10 protein-coding genes are annotated in these 16,473 nt (G+C 72.9%); all 10 read right to left on the bottom strand.

The window, feature by feature from the left end; all coding sequences use genetic code 11:
* Positions 1-48: 48 nt before the first annotated feature.
* Positions 49-3,402, bottom strand: coding sequence for a S8 family peptidase (locus tag H7H31_RS30765; RefSeq protein WP_187065102.1), 3,354 nt, complete (start codon positions 3,400-3,402; stop codon positions 49-51).
* A 113-nt stretch (positions 3,403-3,515) separates the two neighbouring features.
* Entirely contained in the window at positions 3,516-4,583 is a 1,068-nt protein-coding gene (locus H7H31_RS30760; RefSeq protein WP_187065101.1) for an ABC transporter permease subunit, read from the bottom strand.
* Positions 4,580-5,512 (bottom strand): ABC transporter ATP-binding protein, encoded by a 933-nt coding sequence (locus H7H31_RS30755; protein ID WP_187065116.1) that lies wholly within the window; start codon positions 5,510-5,512, stop codon positions 4,580-4,582. The genes H7H31_RS30760 and H7H31_RS30755 overlap by 4 nt, the downstream gene beginning before the upstream one ends.
* A gap of 4 nt (positions 5,513-5,516) precedes the next feature.
* Positions 5,517-5,984, bottom strand: coding sequence for a GntR family transcriptional regulator (locus tag H7H31_RS30750; protein ID WP_187065100.1), 468 nt, complete (start codon positions 5,982-5,984; stop codon positions 5,517-5,519).
* A gap of 650 nt (positions 5,985-6,634) precedes the next feature.
* Complete coding sequence (locus H7H31_RS30745; protein ID WP_232110158.1) at positions 6,635-7,243, bottom strand: NADPH-dependent FMN reductase; 609 nt, start codon at positions 7,241-7,243, stop codon at positions 6,635-6,637.
* A gap of 49 nt (positions 7,244-7,292) precedes the next feature.
* On the bottom strand, positions 7,293-8,513 hold the full coding sequence (locus H7H31_RS30740; protein WP_187065099.1) for an MFS transporter: 1,221 nt from the start codon (positions 8,511-8,513) through the stop codon (positions 7,293-7,295).
* Positions 8,510-10,705, bottom strand: coding sequence for a lantibiotic dehydratase (locus tag H7H31_RS30735; protein WP_187065098.1), 2,196 nt, complete (start codon positions 10,703-10,705; stop codon positions 8,510-8,512). Before H7H31_RS30735 ends, H7H31_RS30740 begins: the two co-directional genes overlap by 4 nt.
* Positions 10,702-12,141 carry a hypothetical protein gene (locus H7H31_RS30730; RefSeq protein WP_187065097.1) on the bottom strand — a complete coding sequence of 480 codons (1,440 nt, stop codon included), beginning with the start codon at positions 12,139-12,141 and terminating at the stop codon, positions 10,702-10,704. The genes H7H31_RS30735 and H7H31_RS30730 overlap by 4 nt, the downstream gene beginning before the upstream one ends.
* Positions 12,138-14,516: a lantibiotic dehydratase gene (locus H7H31_RS30725; protein ID WP_187065096.1), complete on the bottom strand. Its 2,379-nt coding sequence runs from the start codon at positions 14,514-14,516 to the stop codon at positions 12,138-12,140. The genes H7H31_RS30730 and H7H31_RS30725 overlap by 4 nt, the downstream gene beginning before the upstream one ends.
* Entirely contained in the window at positions 14,513-16,384 is a 1,872-nt protein-coding gene (locus tag H7H31_RS30720; protein WP_187065095.1) for a hypothetical protein, read from the bottom strand. The genes H7H31_RS30725 and H7H31_RS30720 overlap by 4 nt, the downstream gene beginning before the upstream one ends.
* Between the last annotated feature and the right edge of the window lie 89 nt (positions 16,385-16,473).

Here is a 16,473-nt window from a genome sequence, read left to right as displayed (position 1 = left end):
CCGGCCGAAGCCGGCCCGGGCGTCCCACCAACCCACGTGCTCAGAGGTCTACTTGACGACCCGGTAGGCCCGGTGGATCGTCTGCTTCAGGGTGTTGCCGGCCGCGTCCGTGAGCGTCACGCGCAGAGAGACCGTGCCCGCCTTCGCCGGGTGGCGCAGGTCGAGGCGCTTGCCGTTGACCGCCTTCGCCGGCTGCCAGGTCCGGCCGTCGTCGTAGGAGACGGAGAAGGCCAGCTTGCGGGCGGTGCGCGCGGTGGCCGCGCCCTCGACCGTGAACGGGACAGAGAAGCGCGTACCCGCCTTGGCCGTGCTCTGCGTGGACAGCCGGGGTGTGAAGCGGACCACCGACAGTGGCAGCCGCTGCCCGGCACCGGTGACGTGCGCGGAGGTGAAGGTCCACTCGGCGGCCACCCGGGTGGAGACCGATGAGAGGGCGGTGGGGCGGGAGACGTCCGTCGTCAGGCGGTACGTGCGCTGGGCGGTGGGGAGTTCGTACGAGACGCTGGTCAGGTCCGTGTTCGCGGCGAAGATCTTCGTGTCGCCCGCGTAGAGGGTGCTCCTGGCCTTGCTGTAGCGGGAGTCGCCCACGTGCCCGGCGCCGTCGGAGAAGAGCGGAAGGTACGCCATGAAGGTGTCGCCGACGCGGACCGCGCCCGGACGGTCCTCGTTACCGGTCAGCGGGCCCGTGAGATGCGGTCCGAAGACGCCGGTGTTGAAGCGCTCGGTGTACTGCTTGCCCGCGCTGTATGCCCGAGGGTTCGCGGTCCACTGGCCGGCGTCGTGCACGGTTTCGCCGCCCGCGTCCGTGCCGCTCGTCTGCCCCACGGAGTACCGCCACCGCACGCCCGGGAGAACGTAGTCGGTGAGGGTGGCGGGCAGGGAGAACTCGGTCGGGGTGAGGTCGGCCCAGAATCCGGTCCCCGGCGCGAGGGGCGCGGCGACGAGCGACCCCTTCTTGTCCTTGGCGGGCTCACCTACGGGGAGGGTGACCTTGGCGAACTGCGAGCGCTTCAGGTTCACGGTGAAGCCGGCCAGATCGCCGGTACGGTTCATCGCCGGCCGGTAGCTCGTACTCCCGTGCGCCCAGACGCCGTTGTACTGCGCGAACGCCTCGCGGGCGGGCAGCCGGGCGCCGAACTGCCCGACGCGCAGCTTGCCGAAGCTGCCCACTTCGTACGTGGTGACGCTCTGGATCCGGTCGATGTCGAACCCGTAGTTGAAGGTGGCATCGGTGTGCTTGGCCCTGGCGTCCGGCACGGTGATCCGGACCGGTTCGGCCTGGCGGGCGTCCATGACGAGGGTGGTGTCACGGGTGAGCGAGAACTTGGGGTTGAGGAGGAGGGCCAGGTTTCCGGTGCCTGGGGTCGCGCCCGTGTCGATGCGGCCTTCGAGGCTGTAGCGGCCCCTGGGTAGCCGCACGGTGAACTCGCCGTCCGTGTCGTCCGAGTAGTCGTTCCAGATCTCGTTGTCCAACCCCTGCACCCCGGTCTGGGACCGCCCGGCGGGCTTCCCCCTGAGGTCGAGATGTCTGACGGTCAGGTCGTACGACTCGACTTCGCGCTGTAGGCCGACACCGGTCCGTGCGGTGACGCCGGCGCCGTTCGTCGCGGTGACCGAGCCGCCGAAGCCGCCGTCGGCCGTGCCCGCGCCGCTGTCAGCGGTGACCTGGGCGGTCGCGGTGCCGCCCGCCGGGACGGTGAGCCGCTTCGGCGAGACCTCGACCATGCCCTCGGCGGCGGGCTTTCCGTCCTCGCCGTACACCTCGGTGGTGAGGTCGAGGGTGAGGGGGCGGTCGCCGTCGTTGTGGTAGGTGACGGTCTTGGTGACCGGTCTGTCGTCGGTGTGCGGCCACTGCTGGGTGGGGAAGCCGAGGGTGGTCGGCCTGGTGGTGAGTTGCTGGACGAGGGCGTGGGCGATGTCCGTACGGCCCGTGCCCTGCGCGAACGCCGAGACGCCGGGGGTGGGTCTGGCGGACGCGGTGAGCGCGGCCTTGAGGCGCTCGCCGGTCCAGTCGGGGTGACGCTGGGCGAGGATCGCGGCGGCACCCGCGACATGCGGGGTGGCCATCGACGTTCCGCTCATCGAGACGTAGCCGTCGGCGGCTGGAGCGCCCTCCGTGCCCTCGGCGGTCTTCGCGGCGACGATGTCGACGCCGGGGGCGGTGAGGTCGGGCTTGAGGGAACCGTCCGCTGTAGGGCCGCGGCTGGAGAAGTCGGCCATCGCGTCGGCGCGGTCGACCGCGCCGACGGTGAGCGCGGCGGCGGCGCTGCCCGGCGAACCGACGGTGCCGGCGGCGGGGCCCTCGTTGCCCGCGGCGACCACGAACAGGGCGCCGGAGGTGGCGGACAGGTCGTTCACGGCCTGTCCGAGGAGGTCGTCACCGGGGGTGTCGGGGCCGCCCAGGCTGAGGTTGATCACCTTGGCGCCCTGGGCGATGGCCCACTGCGCGCCGGCGATGATCGCGGACTCCTCGCCGTAACCCTCGTCGTCGAGCACCTTGCCGCTGATCAGCCGGGCGCCCGGCGCTACCCCCTTGTACGTGCCCCCGGAGTGCGCACCGGACCCCGCGACCGTGGACGCCACATGCGTGCCGTGACCCACCCGGTCGACCGTGTCCGTCGCCCCGGAGAAGTTCTTCGCCGCGTCGATACGGCCTTTCAGGTCCGGGTGCGTGCCGTCGACTCCGGTGTCCAGCACGGCGACCTTGACGCCTGTGCCGTCGTACCCCGCCGCCCAGGCTTCGGGGGCACCGATCCGCGCGGTGCTCCGGTCGAGGGCCGCCTCGACCTTCCCATCGAGCCAGATCCTCTCGACCCGGTCGGCGGCGGCTGACCTCTCCCGCGCCGTCCCCCCGCTGCCGGTGAGCGTCTCCCACAGGTCGGCGCCCTTGGACTTACGGGCCTTCAGCGCGTCCCCGTTGACGCTGGGCAGGCCCCGGCTGACCCGGGCTCCGGCGGTGGACAGCGTGCTCGGCGCCAGGGTGCGGCCCTTGGCGTACGTCACGATCAGTGGGAGGTCGGGGCGGGCCGCGTCGTCGTATCTCCACTTGACCAACTGCGTCACGTCGAACAGCCGCCGGTCGGCGGTGCCGTTCGCGAGGAGCCGCTCGGCGTCACGCGGGACGACGTAGGTCCGGTCGGCGCTCCGCGCGATGCGGAAGGCGGTGCCCTCCCGACCCTTGCCGGGCCGCACACGGGTGACCTGTCCGGTGGCGTCCAGCGTGACCCGGTCACCGGTGACGAGGGTGACTGTCCTGGCCTTGTCGAGGGCGCGGGCCGTACCTGCCGTACCGCTGTCGATCTGTGCGGCCCCGGATTCCGGGGTAGCGAGCAGGGCCGAGGCAAGGGCGGCGGCGACGGCGAGAGCGGAAGCCGTACTCGCTCGCCTCTTACGGTGATGCAAGGCATGCCTTTCTCTCTGGACCTTCGGGCATGGCGAAGCAGCCCGGCGGACGGGACGAGGAAACAGAGGGGGAAGGAGGCGCCCCTTCGCTAAGGGGTGCGGGGCGTACGAACTCAGAAGAGCCGCTTACGACCCCAGAAGAAGATGAACGCCACGACACCGGCGGTGAGGGCGAACAGGATCGACGCCCCGAACCATTGCATGGCGTTCATCTGCGACATCGGGAGGTACTGCACCGACCAGCCCACGACATCGGCCTTGTCCAGGCACGCCTGCTGTGCCGCGTCGGTCTCCGCATGCCTACAGGTGCTCCAGCCCAGCAGATCCCCGCTGCCAGTGACATACGACTGATCGATTTCGTGGGCGCTGTGGGGCAGCGACGGGAACGTGTTCTCGCCTGTGACACCCTTGTTCGTCGTAACCGTGACGACGTTGCCGAGCGACAGCAGGAAGTCACTCCAGACAAGCTGGAGGACGACGGTGAAACCGAAGGTGACCACCATGGCCATCAGCGTGCGCCGCAGCACCATGCCGATCGCCACCCCGCCGAAGACGGAGAAGAGGGTGAGGGCGACAGGCACCGGGCCCGTCGTGTTGAACGCGGCGCCCGAGGTCCATTCCATGACCGTGGCCTCGGACTTGACGGGGTTCCACCACCAGCCGAACACCGCCGACAACACGCCCGTGCTCACCACGACCACCAGTCCGACCAACGCCAGCTTCGTGGCGAGCCAGCGGGTCCGGCTCATGGACTGGGCGGCGACCAGCTTGGCGGTGCCGTTCTCCAGGTCGCCCGCGATGAGCGGGGCGCCGAGGGAGACACCGAGCAGGATGGGTAACGCCTGGAGACCCGTGGAGACGAAGGAGAACGCGTCGTTGTACTGCTGGAACCTGCCGCCCGCCTCGTGGAGGTTCTCGCCGGGATAGCCGTAACCATCGAGGAAGTCGACCAACTGGCCGCGCTGGTAGACGATCCAGCCCACGAGGAGCGCGGTGGCGACGAGGGTAGTCCAGAACGCGGCCCGGTGCTGGCGCCAGACCAGCCAGGTCATACCGCTGAGTCGGGGGCGCCGGTTGGCCTCCGTGGTGGTCGCGTCCGAGGTCCCGTCGGTGGGCCCGTTCGTGCCGTCGCTCGTGGAGCCGGTCGAGGTGCTGGTCGAGTCGCGGGTGAAGGTGCTCATGCCGCCACCGCCCCGGTGCCTAAGCCCTGGCCGTGGACCTGGGCGGTGGGGGTGATCAGCGGTGGTGCGTCGGGTGAGCGGAGATAGGCGAGCAAGAGTTCCTCCATGGTCGGGGTGCCCATGTCCCAGGGTCCGGTGACCGGGCCCTCGGGGCGGATGAGCGCGGTGAACTGCCGTCCGCTGGTCCGTGACTCGACGAGGGTGTGGCGCCCGAGGGCGGAAGGCACGCCGTCCCCCTCCTTGGCGCCCGTGACCAAGGTGTGGACGGACATCAGCTCGTCCACGTCACCGGCGAGGCGCACTCCGCCACCGGAAACGACAACGAGGTAGTCGCACACGTTCTCCAGTTCGGCGAGGACGTGGGTGGACATCAGCACGGTGGTTCCGCGCTCGGCGGCCTCGGCGAGGAGGGTGCCCATGACCTCGTGGCGCACGACCGGGTCGAGGTCCGACATCGGCTCGTCGAGCAGCAGCAGGTCGGGGCTCTTTCCGAAGGCGAGGGCGATGGCGACGCGGGTGCGCTGGCCTCCGGAGAGGGTGCTGATCTTCGCGTCGAAGGGCACGTTTCCCGCCCGGATGATGCCCTCGGCTGCGCGCTGGTCCCAGCCGGGGTTCAGCTCCCGGCCCAGCCGCAGGGTCTCCGCCACGGTGAAGCGGCGGAACAGGGGCTTCTCCTGGGCGAGGAACGCCGTGCGCCGACCGGACTCCACCGAGCCCGCGGCCTCACCGAACAGGCTGATCGAGCCGTTCGTTGGTCGCAGCACGTGGGCCGCGATGCTCAGCAGCGTGGTCTTGCCCGCCCCGTTGGGCCCCATCAGGCCGCAGATCCGTCCCGCCGGGAGCCGGAAGGAGCAGTCCCGCAACGCCCAGCCCCGCCGGTAGCGCATCCCCAGCCCGTACGCCTCGATCGCGGCTTGTCCCGCGTACATACCTTCACTCACCTGTCCTCCAGGTTGTCGTGGCCCCCGTGGGCCCCGTTGTCGTGGACCCTGTCGCCGCCGCGTTCCCGGCGGCGTACTGCTTCTCCATCGCCGACGTGACCAGCGCGGCCACGTCCTCCCGCTCCAGGCCGGCCCCGGCCGCCCGCGACATCCACGCCACCAGCTCTGCGTACAGCGGCGATTCGGTGCCCGTCTCGGGGCGACCCAGCGTGCGACGTACGAAGGTGCCCCGGCCCGGTCGCGGTTCGACCAAGCCCTCCCGCTCCAGCTCGCGATACGCCTTGAGGGTGGTGTTCGGGTTGACCGTGCTGGTTTCGGCGACCTCCTTGGCGGTGGGCAGCCGGTCACCTGGCACGAGTACGCCCAGCCGGAGGGCCTGCTTGGTCTGCTGCACGATCTGCTGGAAGGCGGGAACCCCGCTCCGCCTGTCGATGCGGTACTCCAGGATCACCACCATCATTCCACTACTTGATTAGTTGAATGATGGTGACGGGGCGCGAGGACGGTTGTCAATGCCGACCGGGGACGGGGGGAAGCGGATGGGAGGTGCGCTGGCCGTCTCTTCCTGGGGCATCAGCGGACAGGGAAGGAGGCATGACCAGCAAGAGAGCCTCGTCAAGCCGAGGACCTGACCAACGCAGCCCCCGTACGCGGCGATTGTCGAGCGCCGACGGCGCCACCTTCTCGAACGCGGGAGCCGGGCACCCGTCTACAGGAAACGCGGCTGACGCCGGCACCGGACGGCCCCATGGTGGCGCCCGCGCGAACTGTCGAAGGTCACGGCGTCCTGCACCCGGAGGCACCTCCTTGAGCAACCCCGAGGCGAACCGGCATCGCCGTTCTCACCACGGACTACCTGACAGGTCCGCCCTCACCATGAGCCCGTTCCGTGACGGCCAACGCGATGGACGGGGGACGCGTACGCGAAGTTCGGTCCACGGGCGTTCGACGCCGTCTGCGACGTCAACAGGCCGAATCTTCATCGCACCGCGTGCGGTCGGGGCGACCCGCCACCGACGCCCCTGCGCGGATACGTAACGTTCACCGAAGCAGGCCATTGCGGGTGGTGCGCGCGGGAGGTGATGGCGAGGGTGCTCGCGCGCTGGCGTATCACGTGGTCGAGGAGCTGACCCCGCGGCTGCGCCGGCGCGCATGGGGCACCGCCAGGGTGAGTACCTGGCCGAACATGATCTGGAGCTGCGCCGCGAGGCGGTCGTCGGCTGGGCCACCCTCGGCATCGAGCGCGGCGGACGGGCCCGTGGCCGCCACGCCCAGCGGTGTCGGCCAGGCCCGCAGCGCGTGGGCGATGGTGCGCAGCGTGGTCAGCGTGGCGGTCGCGCCCTGGTCGCCTGCGGCCACCGCGACGCAGCCGACGGGGCGGCCGTCGAGGAACGGGCGGGGTTCGCCGATGAGGTCGTTCACGTAGTCGAGGGCGTTCTTCAGTACGCCGGACACGGTGCCGTGGTACGTGGGCGAGATCAGGACGACGCCGTCGGCCTTCTTGAGGTCCTCCAGGTAGCGCTGTACGGGCTTGTCCCGCTCGGCGGGCGGCATGCGGTAGTGCGGGAACTCGATGTCGGCGCCTCGGTAGAGGACCACCTCCGCGCCCAGGTCACCGAGGGCCGTGGCGCACCACAGCGCCAGGCGTTCGGTCTTGGAGTCCGGCGGCAGCGAACCGCTGACGCACACCACCTTGGGGCGGGGGCTGGTCATGGCCATGGTGTTCTGTTTCCCTTCCGCGCATGTCTGCCTGCACCTTCCGCGCCCCTCAACTCGCCTGCTCCACCGGCTCCTCCGGCGCCGCACCGGCGCTTCGCCACGGGCCCTGGAACGCCGCCGCGACGAGGCAGCCGAGGAGGCACATGCCCGCCGCGAGCAGGAAGCCGGGCTCCGCGCGCTCCGAGACGAGGAGACCGGCGAGCGTCGCACCCGCCGCCGAGCCCGCCGAGGTCATCGCGTTGAGCCAGCCGAACGACTCGGTGATCATCTCCGGTGGCGCCACGTCGTCCATGGCGGAGAACTGCGCGGTGATCGCGGGGTTGAGCACCAGACCGGCGAGCAGCAGCAGACCGCCGAGGACCCAGGGGTTCCGCGTCACGGCGAGCAGCCCCCAGCCCGCGCCCAGGGCGCCGAGGAGGACGACGAGCTGCTGGACGTGCGTGCCGGGCTGGCGCCGCGCCCCCCAGTAGAGTCCGCCTGCCACGCCGCCCACCGAGAGCACCGCGATCAGCACGCCGGACAGGCTGGGCGTGCCCCTGATGTCGGCGAAGGACACGAGCGTCACCTCGATGGCGACGATGCTGCCGATCAGCAGGAACCCGACGGGCAGCAGGCCGAGTACGGCGCGGAACCGCAAGGGGCCGAGCCAGTGCCGGTCGCCCTGCTCGGCGGGTGGGACGGCCTTGGCCTGCGGGCTGACGGCCACCAGGACGCAGCCGACGGCCGTCGCCACCGCGGCCGCCACCAGCGCGAGGCCGGGGTCGGCGACCGCCATCACGGCGGCCACCAGGAAGGGGCCGACGATGAAAACCAGGTCGGTGACGACGGACTCGTACGCGAAGGCCGTCGTCTTGAGCTCGGAGCCGCTGAACATCCGTGACCACAGGGACCGCATCACGGCGTTGAGCGGCGGCAGCAGCACCCCGCACAGGGCGGCGAGCAGCACCAGGAGTACGGCGCTGCGGTCCTCGCCGGTCAGTACGGCGGCGGCGACGAGGAGCAGCGCGCTCTGCGCGATGCCGGTGCCGGCCAGCACGGCGCGCGCGCCGAGGCGGTCGACGCCTCGGCTCCACAGGGGGTTGCCGAGGGCGGTGCCCACCGTGTAGCAGGCGGCGGCGGCTCCGGCGATGGCGTAGGACCCGGTGCTCTCGGCGGTGGCCAGGACGAACACCAGGCTCAGCATGCCGTTCGGCAGCCGTCCCACCAGGCCGAAGGAGGCCAGCCACGGCACGCCGGGACGGGCGAAGAAGGTCCGGTAGTGGCCGATCACGGTGCCGTCCTCTCGCCTGCCGAGTCGATGTGGCCATCCGTTTCGCCGTCGTGGTCACCCGCTTCGTCGACGTGGCCGTCCACCGCGCGCAAGAACTGTACTCGCAGCTCGCACGTGTAGTGCCCGCGCTCGTCCTGGAGCCAGAGGTCCTCGGGTGCCGGATACATCTCCTCGGCCCGGCAGCGGTCGACGTCCCGTGCCAGGTGGCAGAGTACGTCCACGGCGAACGGCGACCAGGAGTCGATGAGGACGGGTTTGCGTTCGCTCTCGGCGCGGACGAAGAAGAACCGGGGCAGCCCGGTGCGGCGCGCGGTGCGGCGCAGCCACCGGAAGGCCGCGCTGCCGCGCAGGCCGCGCAGTTCCGCCAACTCCAGTTCCCAGCGGGCCCGTTGGTAGACGGCGCCGCCGACCCGCACTCGCCCGAGGGCCCGCCCCGGATCGGCCTGCCGAACCGGCAGGTGCAGGACGGGGGCGTCCGTCAGGGCCGCGATCGGCGGGTACGTGGTGAGGTCGGCGAGCATCGGGTACAGGAGCACGCGGTGCCCGTCACGGTCGATGAGCTGCGGCGCGCCGTCACACAGCCGTACGGTCAGCTGGTCACCCGCCACGGCGTCGGTGCCGCCCTCGTGGTCGACGTGCGCGATGAGGACGCGTCGCCCCGGGAAGCGGTAGAAGCCCTTGTTGCGCCGGGTGGTGGCGAGCGCGGCGAGCTGCCGTCCGGGGACGGCGCCGGTGAGCCAGGTCCGTACCTGCCGGGTGATGCGGTCGGTGTCGTCCCAGAAGGTGGTGAGCCAGCCCTCCAGGAGCAGGTGGTGGTGCACGCGGGCGAGCAGGACACCGGGGCGGGGGCCGAACGGGGAGGTCAGGCAGATATCGGGGAGTGCGTAGCGCTGGGGCGCCGCCAGCTCGGCCGGGGCGGGCAGGGTGACGTCGTCCCCCGGCGGCACGTCGACGGTGATGGTGTGCCGGTGGCCGCCGAAGCTTGAGCTCATCTCCTCCCGGGGCTTGGCGGCGGCCGCGTACTCGGTGAACCGCGCCGAGCCCCCCAGCTCCCGCAGCACGGCGGCCATCTGCTGCTTGTAGTCGCGCTGGACGGCGGCGCCCGTGGCGGCGGAGAGGTCGAGTCCGTCGGCCACCTGGCGTTCGACACTCCGCGCGAGGTCGTCTCCGATCCTGAGGTGGAAGAGGGAGGACGCCTCCTCGAAGAGGATGAGGCGGTCCGCGTAGATGTCTCCGGCGCCACGGCGGGCGGGGACTCCGGTCAGTTCCGTGAACCTGGCCTCCAGCGCGGTCAGGAGGCGTGCGCGTTCGTCCACACCGGCTGCGGCGAACGCCCGCAGGCCGTCGGCGAAGGCGTCCAGCTCCGCCAACCAGGCGTCGCGGCGCGGGACTTCGGGCAGTGCCGCGACCGCGCCGCGCAGCCCGGCGAGGCCGTCGACGACGTCGGCGGGGAAGAGCAGCCCCCGGTGGAGCCGTCCGTCCGCGAGCAGCGGGCGCAGTTGCCGTCCGGTCTCGGCGACGGAGGTGCCGAGGCGGTCGGCGAGCGCGGCGAGCGACAGCGGGCCGTCGGCCAGCGCGTCCCACAGGGCCCGCTCTCGTGACGTGCGCGGCGCCCGGCCCGAGTCCGCCGACGCGGTCAGGAGGGGGCGGCGCACCGGGATGTGCCGGCGCAGTGCGGGGTCCCGTGCCAGGGCGCGGGCCAGCTCCTCCAGGGCCCAGCGCGCGGGCAGGACCTTGCGGCGCTGCGCGCGACGCTCGATGCGCAGGCCCTCGCCGTCGTCCCGTTCGCCGTATCCCATCGGTCCGAAGGTACTGGTGGTCTCGTTCTTGCCGCAGAACCGCTGGAGGTAGAGGTAGATCTGTCGCTCGACGCGCCGGAAGCGCGCGTTGTCCGGTATCTCGTCCCGGTCCAGGTATCCGCGCAGCATGCCCTCGTACATGCCCGGGTTGGAGAGGAACACGGCGGCGCGGAACTCCTCGTGGCGGGCCCGTCGGTGCAACTCGCCGCGCAGGCGGGCGCGTTCGGCCGCGTACGCGTCGTCGAAGCGGGCGGTGGCGTCGGCGCCGTCGTCCTCCGCGCGGTCGGCGAGCCGCACCAGTTCGGCGGGGAAGGCGATGTCGGCCAGCCACTCCCAGGGCATCCCCGCGTGGCGCAGCACGAAGACCGGCGACATGCGCCACGCCCCGGTCACGCGGCCCCCACCAGGACGTCGCCGTCGCGCAGCGCGGACAGCTGCGGCCCGGGCAGCGCCGCGAGGACGGCGCGGACGGCGTCCGCTCGCCGCTCGGGGGGCCGGGTGAGGAGTTCGGTCATCTCGCTGCCGATCCTGGTGCAGGCGCCGGTGCGCAGGTTGACGGCGATGCCCTTGCCGGTCCGGGTGCTGTGGGCGCCGAGCACCACGTCGGGGTCGAGTCCGAGGTCCGGGCCGGTACGGGCGGGCGGGGTGGCGAGGTAGGCGGCCGCGACCCTGCCGGGGACCAGCTCTCCGGCGCGTGCCAGCGGTCCGGCCAGGGCGGTGACGAGTGCGGTGAGTTCGTCGGGCGGCGGCTGTCCGCGCAGGGTGTGGTGGCGGGCCAGGTCGAGGCCGGTCCTCTCGTACGTCACCGGGTGCGGGCCCCAGTGGGGCGTGGTCCAGCCGACCGGCCAGTCGAAGACGCGGAGTCCGGCGACGCGGTCCACGGTGTCCGCCACGGCCCGCAGGCCCCGCGCGGCTTCGTCGGGTGCGCAGCCCGGGGCGCCGATCCACACTTCGGCGAGAACGCGGGTGCCCTGGGTGCGCAGTGCCTCCACGGCCCTGGCCAGCTCCGGCCAGGTGGCGGTGGAGCCGCCGCGGCCGAGGACGCGTTCGCCGCTGGCGCACAGTCCGAGGACGGCCGTGCGGGCGCCCGCGGCGTCCCCCGCGAGGACGTGGCGCAGGGCGACCCGGCCCGCCCAGGAGCCGTGCGGCCGTGGGTCGGCGGCCCGTTCCCGCCAGCGCAGGGCGGGCGGAGCATCGGGCCGGAAGGGGTCGACGACGAGCCAGGGCAGTCCGCGGGGGGTGGGGGCGAGCGTCGCGTCCGCGCAGGGCGGCAGGGTGCGCAGGACGGGCCAGCAGGCGGTGGCGTAGCGGCCGGTCACCCGCACGGTGCGGGGTGGTGCCGCGCGCAGTTCGCCGAGGAGCCACAGCGCGGCGGGCAGTTGTTGGTCGCGCTCGATGACGACGGTGACCTCGCGATGGGTGCGGGCGTGGTCGGCGGCACGGGCCAGGGCGGCCTGGTAGGGGGCGGGCGCGGCGGCGGCGCGGAGCACGTCGGCGCTGCTCTGGGTGGTTCCTTCGGCCAGCTCGAGGTCGTCGAGGCGCAGGTGTACGCCGTGTGCCGGGGCGGCGAGGCTGGTGAGGACGGGGCCGAGGCCGCGCAGCCGGTGCACGGTGTCGGCGTGGCTGTCGCCCAGTGCGGCGGCCCCCGCCGTCCGCAGCAGCGCGGCGCCCCGGTCGGCGGGTTCGGCGCCGCCGAAGGGCTTTCCGGCCACTGCCGCCGCCACCAGCTCGGCCACGAACTGGGCGGTCACGTCGATGAGTTCACCGTCCTCGGGGCGGTGGGCGAGGCGGAGGCTGGGGTCTCCGTACGGGGGCACGACCGTGATCATGTGCGGCCTCCCGGCACCCGGGACATGGACAGGCGCAGCTCGCTGGTGAAGGCGCCGGTGGAGCGGCGCAGCCAGAGCTGGTCGGGCGCGGGGAGCATCTCCACCAGGGACAGGGGCCCGTGTTCGGCTTGCTGTCGCAGCGCGTACTGGCTGTGGACGCAGTCGAGGTCCAGGTAGAGGGGCTTGATCTCGCCCGTGCCGAGGGAGAAGAGGTGTCTGGGCAGGTCGAGGGCGCGGCGCAACGAGGCGACGGCCAGAGCCAGTTGGTCGGTGCTGGCCGCCACGAGGGCGTCGCGGTGGGTGTCGCCGGGCCGCCAGGCCGCGCGCTGCACCACGACATCGCCGACGACGATCCGCGGGGTGCGTTCGCCGAGGGCGAGCCGGACCACTTCGACCTGGGCGGGGGCGAAGACGCGCAGGTGCGGGTGGTCCGCTTCGCCGACGTACAGCTCCAGCGGGCCGTCCGGGCCGAGCAGCGTGGGTTCGCCGTCGCGCAGGGTGGCCCGCAGGGCGTTGATGGGAACGCGGCGGGGTGCGCTGCGCGCGGTGCCGGTGACTTCGATGAACGTGCCCGGGAAGCGGTTGGTGATCAGGCCCTTGTGGCGCCTGCGGTGCAGCACGGTGGCGAGCCGGTCGGGGCCGCCCCAGGCGGGCAGGAGCCCGGCCAGTTCCTGTCGCAGCGCCTCCGGGTCGGGGGCGAAGCCGCCCTGGAGGCCCCAGCCGAAGACGTACGGGTGGATCTCGCCGAGTACGAGGGGACCTTCGCCGTGCCGGGCGCCGGTGAGCAGCAGGTCCGGGCTGACGAAGGCGGGTGTGTCGTCCGGCCGCCCGAGCGCGGTCAGCCGGTCGGGGTCGAGGCGGGCGGTGCGGCCGTCGCTCACGTCGGTGACCAGGGCCCGGTAGGCGTCGTGGAGCCGTTCCACCGGGGCGAGCGCCGGGCGTAGGCGGCCCTCTTCGACGGCGCGGGTGAGCCGCGCGGCGAACTCGAGGAAGGGCACCTCGCCGGTTTCGGCGAGGAGTTCGGCGGCCAGCTCTCGGTGGGCGGTGCGCACCCGCTGTCCGACGGTGAGGCCGAAGTCGAGCACGGGGCGCAGTTCGTGCTGGATGCGCTGCCGCAGGCGCTCCGGAAGGGTGAGGGGCTGGCCGTCTCCGTGGCAGTCCTCGAAGAGGACGAGCCGGTCGGCGTAGGTGCCGCCCGCGTTGCGCCGGGCCGGGGTGCCGGTGAGGGCTTCGAATGCCTGCTCGGCGCGGCGGAGCGCGGCGCGGCGCGCGTCGGGCGGGCTGGTGGCGAAGGCGGCGACGAGATCGGCGAACTCCTTCGCCGCGGCGGTGAACGCGTGCAGTCCGGGGGTGTCGGGGAGTTGGTCGAGTACGTCGTGCAGCGGGTCGAGGCTGGTGGAGCACGGTTCGCAGCGTCGCTGGATGAGCGCGGAGCGCTCCAGGGCGGCGAGGGCCGTGCGGGTGGCGGCGGTGTCGAGCCGGGTGGCGTCGGCGATGCCCTGGGCGTCGCGGGTGCCGTCGCAGGCGTGCAGCACGCTCAGCTCGGTCTCGGAGAGCGGGACGGGCGGGCGGCCCGGCAGGGTCGCCAGGTCGCCGGTGAGGTGGACGGCGGGCAGGCGGCGCGCCGGGACGAGGTCGCGCACGGCGACGCTGCGGGTCGCGGCGCGGCCGATGGCCACGGCGGCCCAGAACGAGACGAAGGTGACGCGTTCGCGTACGCCGTCGGGGAGTTCCGCGCCCGCCTCCGGTGCGTCGACCGCGCCGAAGGAGCCGAAGGTCACCGGACCGAAGGCGCTGGTGGTTTCGTTCTTGGCGGCGAGGCGCTGCAGGTAGGACCAGAGGCGCCGGTCGTGCGCCCGGGACGCCGCGTCGGCGCGCCGGTCGTCGGCGAGGTGGCGCGTAGTGGCTTCGTGGAAGTCGGGCGAGAGTTGGAGGAGGGCGTCGGAGATGTCCTCGCGCTCGGCGAGCTCGCGCAGGCCGCGGGCGGCGCTCTCCCAGGCGGGCGCCACGGCGCGTCGCGCCTCCGCGGCAAGCTCAGCGGCTTGGTCGGCCTGTTCCGCCCAGGCGCGGTGGGCCTGGGTCAGCTCGTCGTCCTCGAGGCCCGGCGGTACGGGGCGCACCCGGCGGCGGCCGACCGAGCGGCGCAGCGCGGACAGGCCGCGCAGCGCCGCTCGGTCCTCCCGCTTGCGGGCCCGTTCCACGGCGGCGGGGAACAGCTCACCGAGCAGTGTCCGGCGCCGCCGCTCGGCCTCCTCCGTAACGTCGGCCCAGCGCAGGGCGAGGCGGGCGAGGTCGGTGGCGGCGAACCCGTCGAGCAGGTCGAAGGGGAAACCGGCCCGCCGCAGCAGGAAGGTGTCGCTGAGCTTCCAGCTCATGCCCGCTCCGGGAAGGCCAGCCGCACGGTGGCGAAGGGCCGGTTGAGTTTGGTTCTGGGAGCGGGCAGGAAGGCGCGGAGTTCGTCGTCGGTGCCCTCGGCCAGCGCCGCGGCGAGCCGGGCGCTCTGCTCGGGGTAGGACGTGGAGGCTTCCAGGAGGGCCGCCGCTTCCTGGCGGGGCGCGTCGCCGATCTCCCCGGCCGCCGCCGCGCTGCCCACGACCGCGAGCGCGCGCAGGTAGGGGTCACCGAGCGCGATGGCATGGTCCTCGGCATCGGCGAAGGCCCGTGCGGCGTGGTCGGGTTCGGCCGTGAGCAGCAACGTGCCGCGCTCCAGGGCCATGTGGGCGCCGTAGAAGTCGTCGTGGGCGAGTTCGGCGAGTCGGCGGGATTCGGCGAGGAGGGGCCGCGCCTGCTCGACGTCTCCGGCGGCGACCAGGAGTCCCGCCTCGCGGTAGGCATGGTGCTTGAAGAAGGTGTCGCCCCATTCGGTGCTGCGCCGGGAGAAGCGGCGCCACGCCCGCACGGCGGCCTCGGGCTGGCGCGCGTACTCCTTGAGGACGCTGATGTTGGAGATGAGGTTGACCTTGAGGTGGGTGGCGTCGGTGCTGGTCAGCTTCCCGATCAGGCGGACCGCGATCCTCTCCTCGGTCATCGCCGCGCTCCCGTCGCGGAGTTGGACGTGGCCGAGCGCCTTGACGTTGTGCAGCCAGGCCGCTTCCACTACGGCGGCCGGGGTGGTGTCGCCCGCCAGGGCGGTGAGCCCGGCGTCGGCCGCGGCGAAGCCTTCCTGGACCCGCCGCACGCGCTTGATGAGCAGCAGCGCGAGCAGCAGCTGGGCCCGGGCGCGCACGACGGCCGGGCCGAGGCCGGCGGCGCGGCGCAGGTGTGTGGCGCCGGTGCGGTAGTCGAGTACGAAGACGTGCACCATGCCCAGATAGCGGTGGGCGAGGCTGCGCAGGGCGTCGGCGCTGGTGACGGCGCTCGCGTCGACGCCGACGGACCCGGGGTCGTCGCCGAGGTCCCACTCCTCCAGCAGGAGTTGGACGGCGCGGGTGTTCAGCACGGGGTGCCGGTCGGCCTCGGCGAGGAGCCGGTGGGCGGCGAGGACGCCGATGTCGTGGTGGGTGGTGAAGAACGCGGCGCGCATCAGGGCGATGGCCGCCGCGACGGCGGCCTCGGGTGAGGCGGCGGCCCGCAGGGCGTCGAGGGCTTCGCGTTCGCGGCTCGGTGGCCGGACCGCTGGTGCGGCCGGTGTGCTGGCTGCCGGGGCGGGCTCACCGGGTTCCACCGGGGCGCCGAGGCGGTCGATGAGTGCGGTGAGGTAGAGGCGGCGGATCGCGGAGCGTTCCTGCGCGGCGTCGCCGAAGCCGTCGAGGGCCGCGTCAGGCCCGCCGGCGGGACCGGCGGCGCTCAGTTCGGCCCCGTCGGCGTTCGCGTCGGGCCCGTCGGGGTCGAGTTCGGCGAGGACGAGGCGCAGCGGTGCTCCGCAGAGCGCGGCTCTCTCCACCAGGTGCGGGACGGCCCGCAGGGTCGGCAGGTCGAGGGCCGCGGTCCGGCGGAGCACCAGCGTGAGCGGCTCGGCCTGGGCGGCGGCTGTCACCGCCTGTCCGACCGCCGTGATGACCCGGAATATCTGCTCGCTTTCGGCGTGCAGGCGCCGCTCGGAACAGGTCGCGGCGATGACGGGAAGCGGGGCGGCGTCGGGAAACTCTCCGGGGAAGAGAATGTTCCATTCAGCGGCGCGCTGTTCGGCGGCTTTCCGGATCGCAGCCGCGCGGTTCGCGTCCGAGGCGGTCAGTTTCAGCAGGATGTGACGCATACCGTCCAACCCGGCAGGGAGGCCGGGGCCGATATCGATTTCCGCCACTTCACCTTCGTATAAGGATGCTGGCGGTGCGCCCATCAACAGAAGCGTCGGCGGTGTTCTCACGCCGTTCTGCCTTCGCAGCATAGGGG

The organism is Streptomyces buecherae, from assembly GCF_014295035.1.
GTDB classification, from domain to species: domain Bacteria; phylum Actinomycetota; class Actinomycetes; order Streptomycetales; family Streptomycetaceae; genus Streptomyces; species Streptomyces youssoufiensis.
This window is presented reverse-complemented; position numbering and strand designations above follow the sequence as displayed.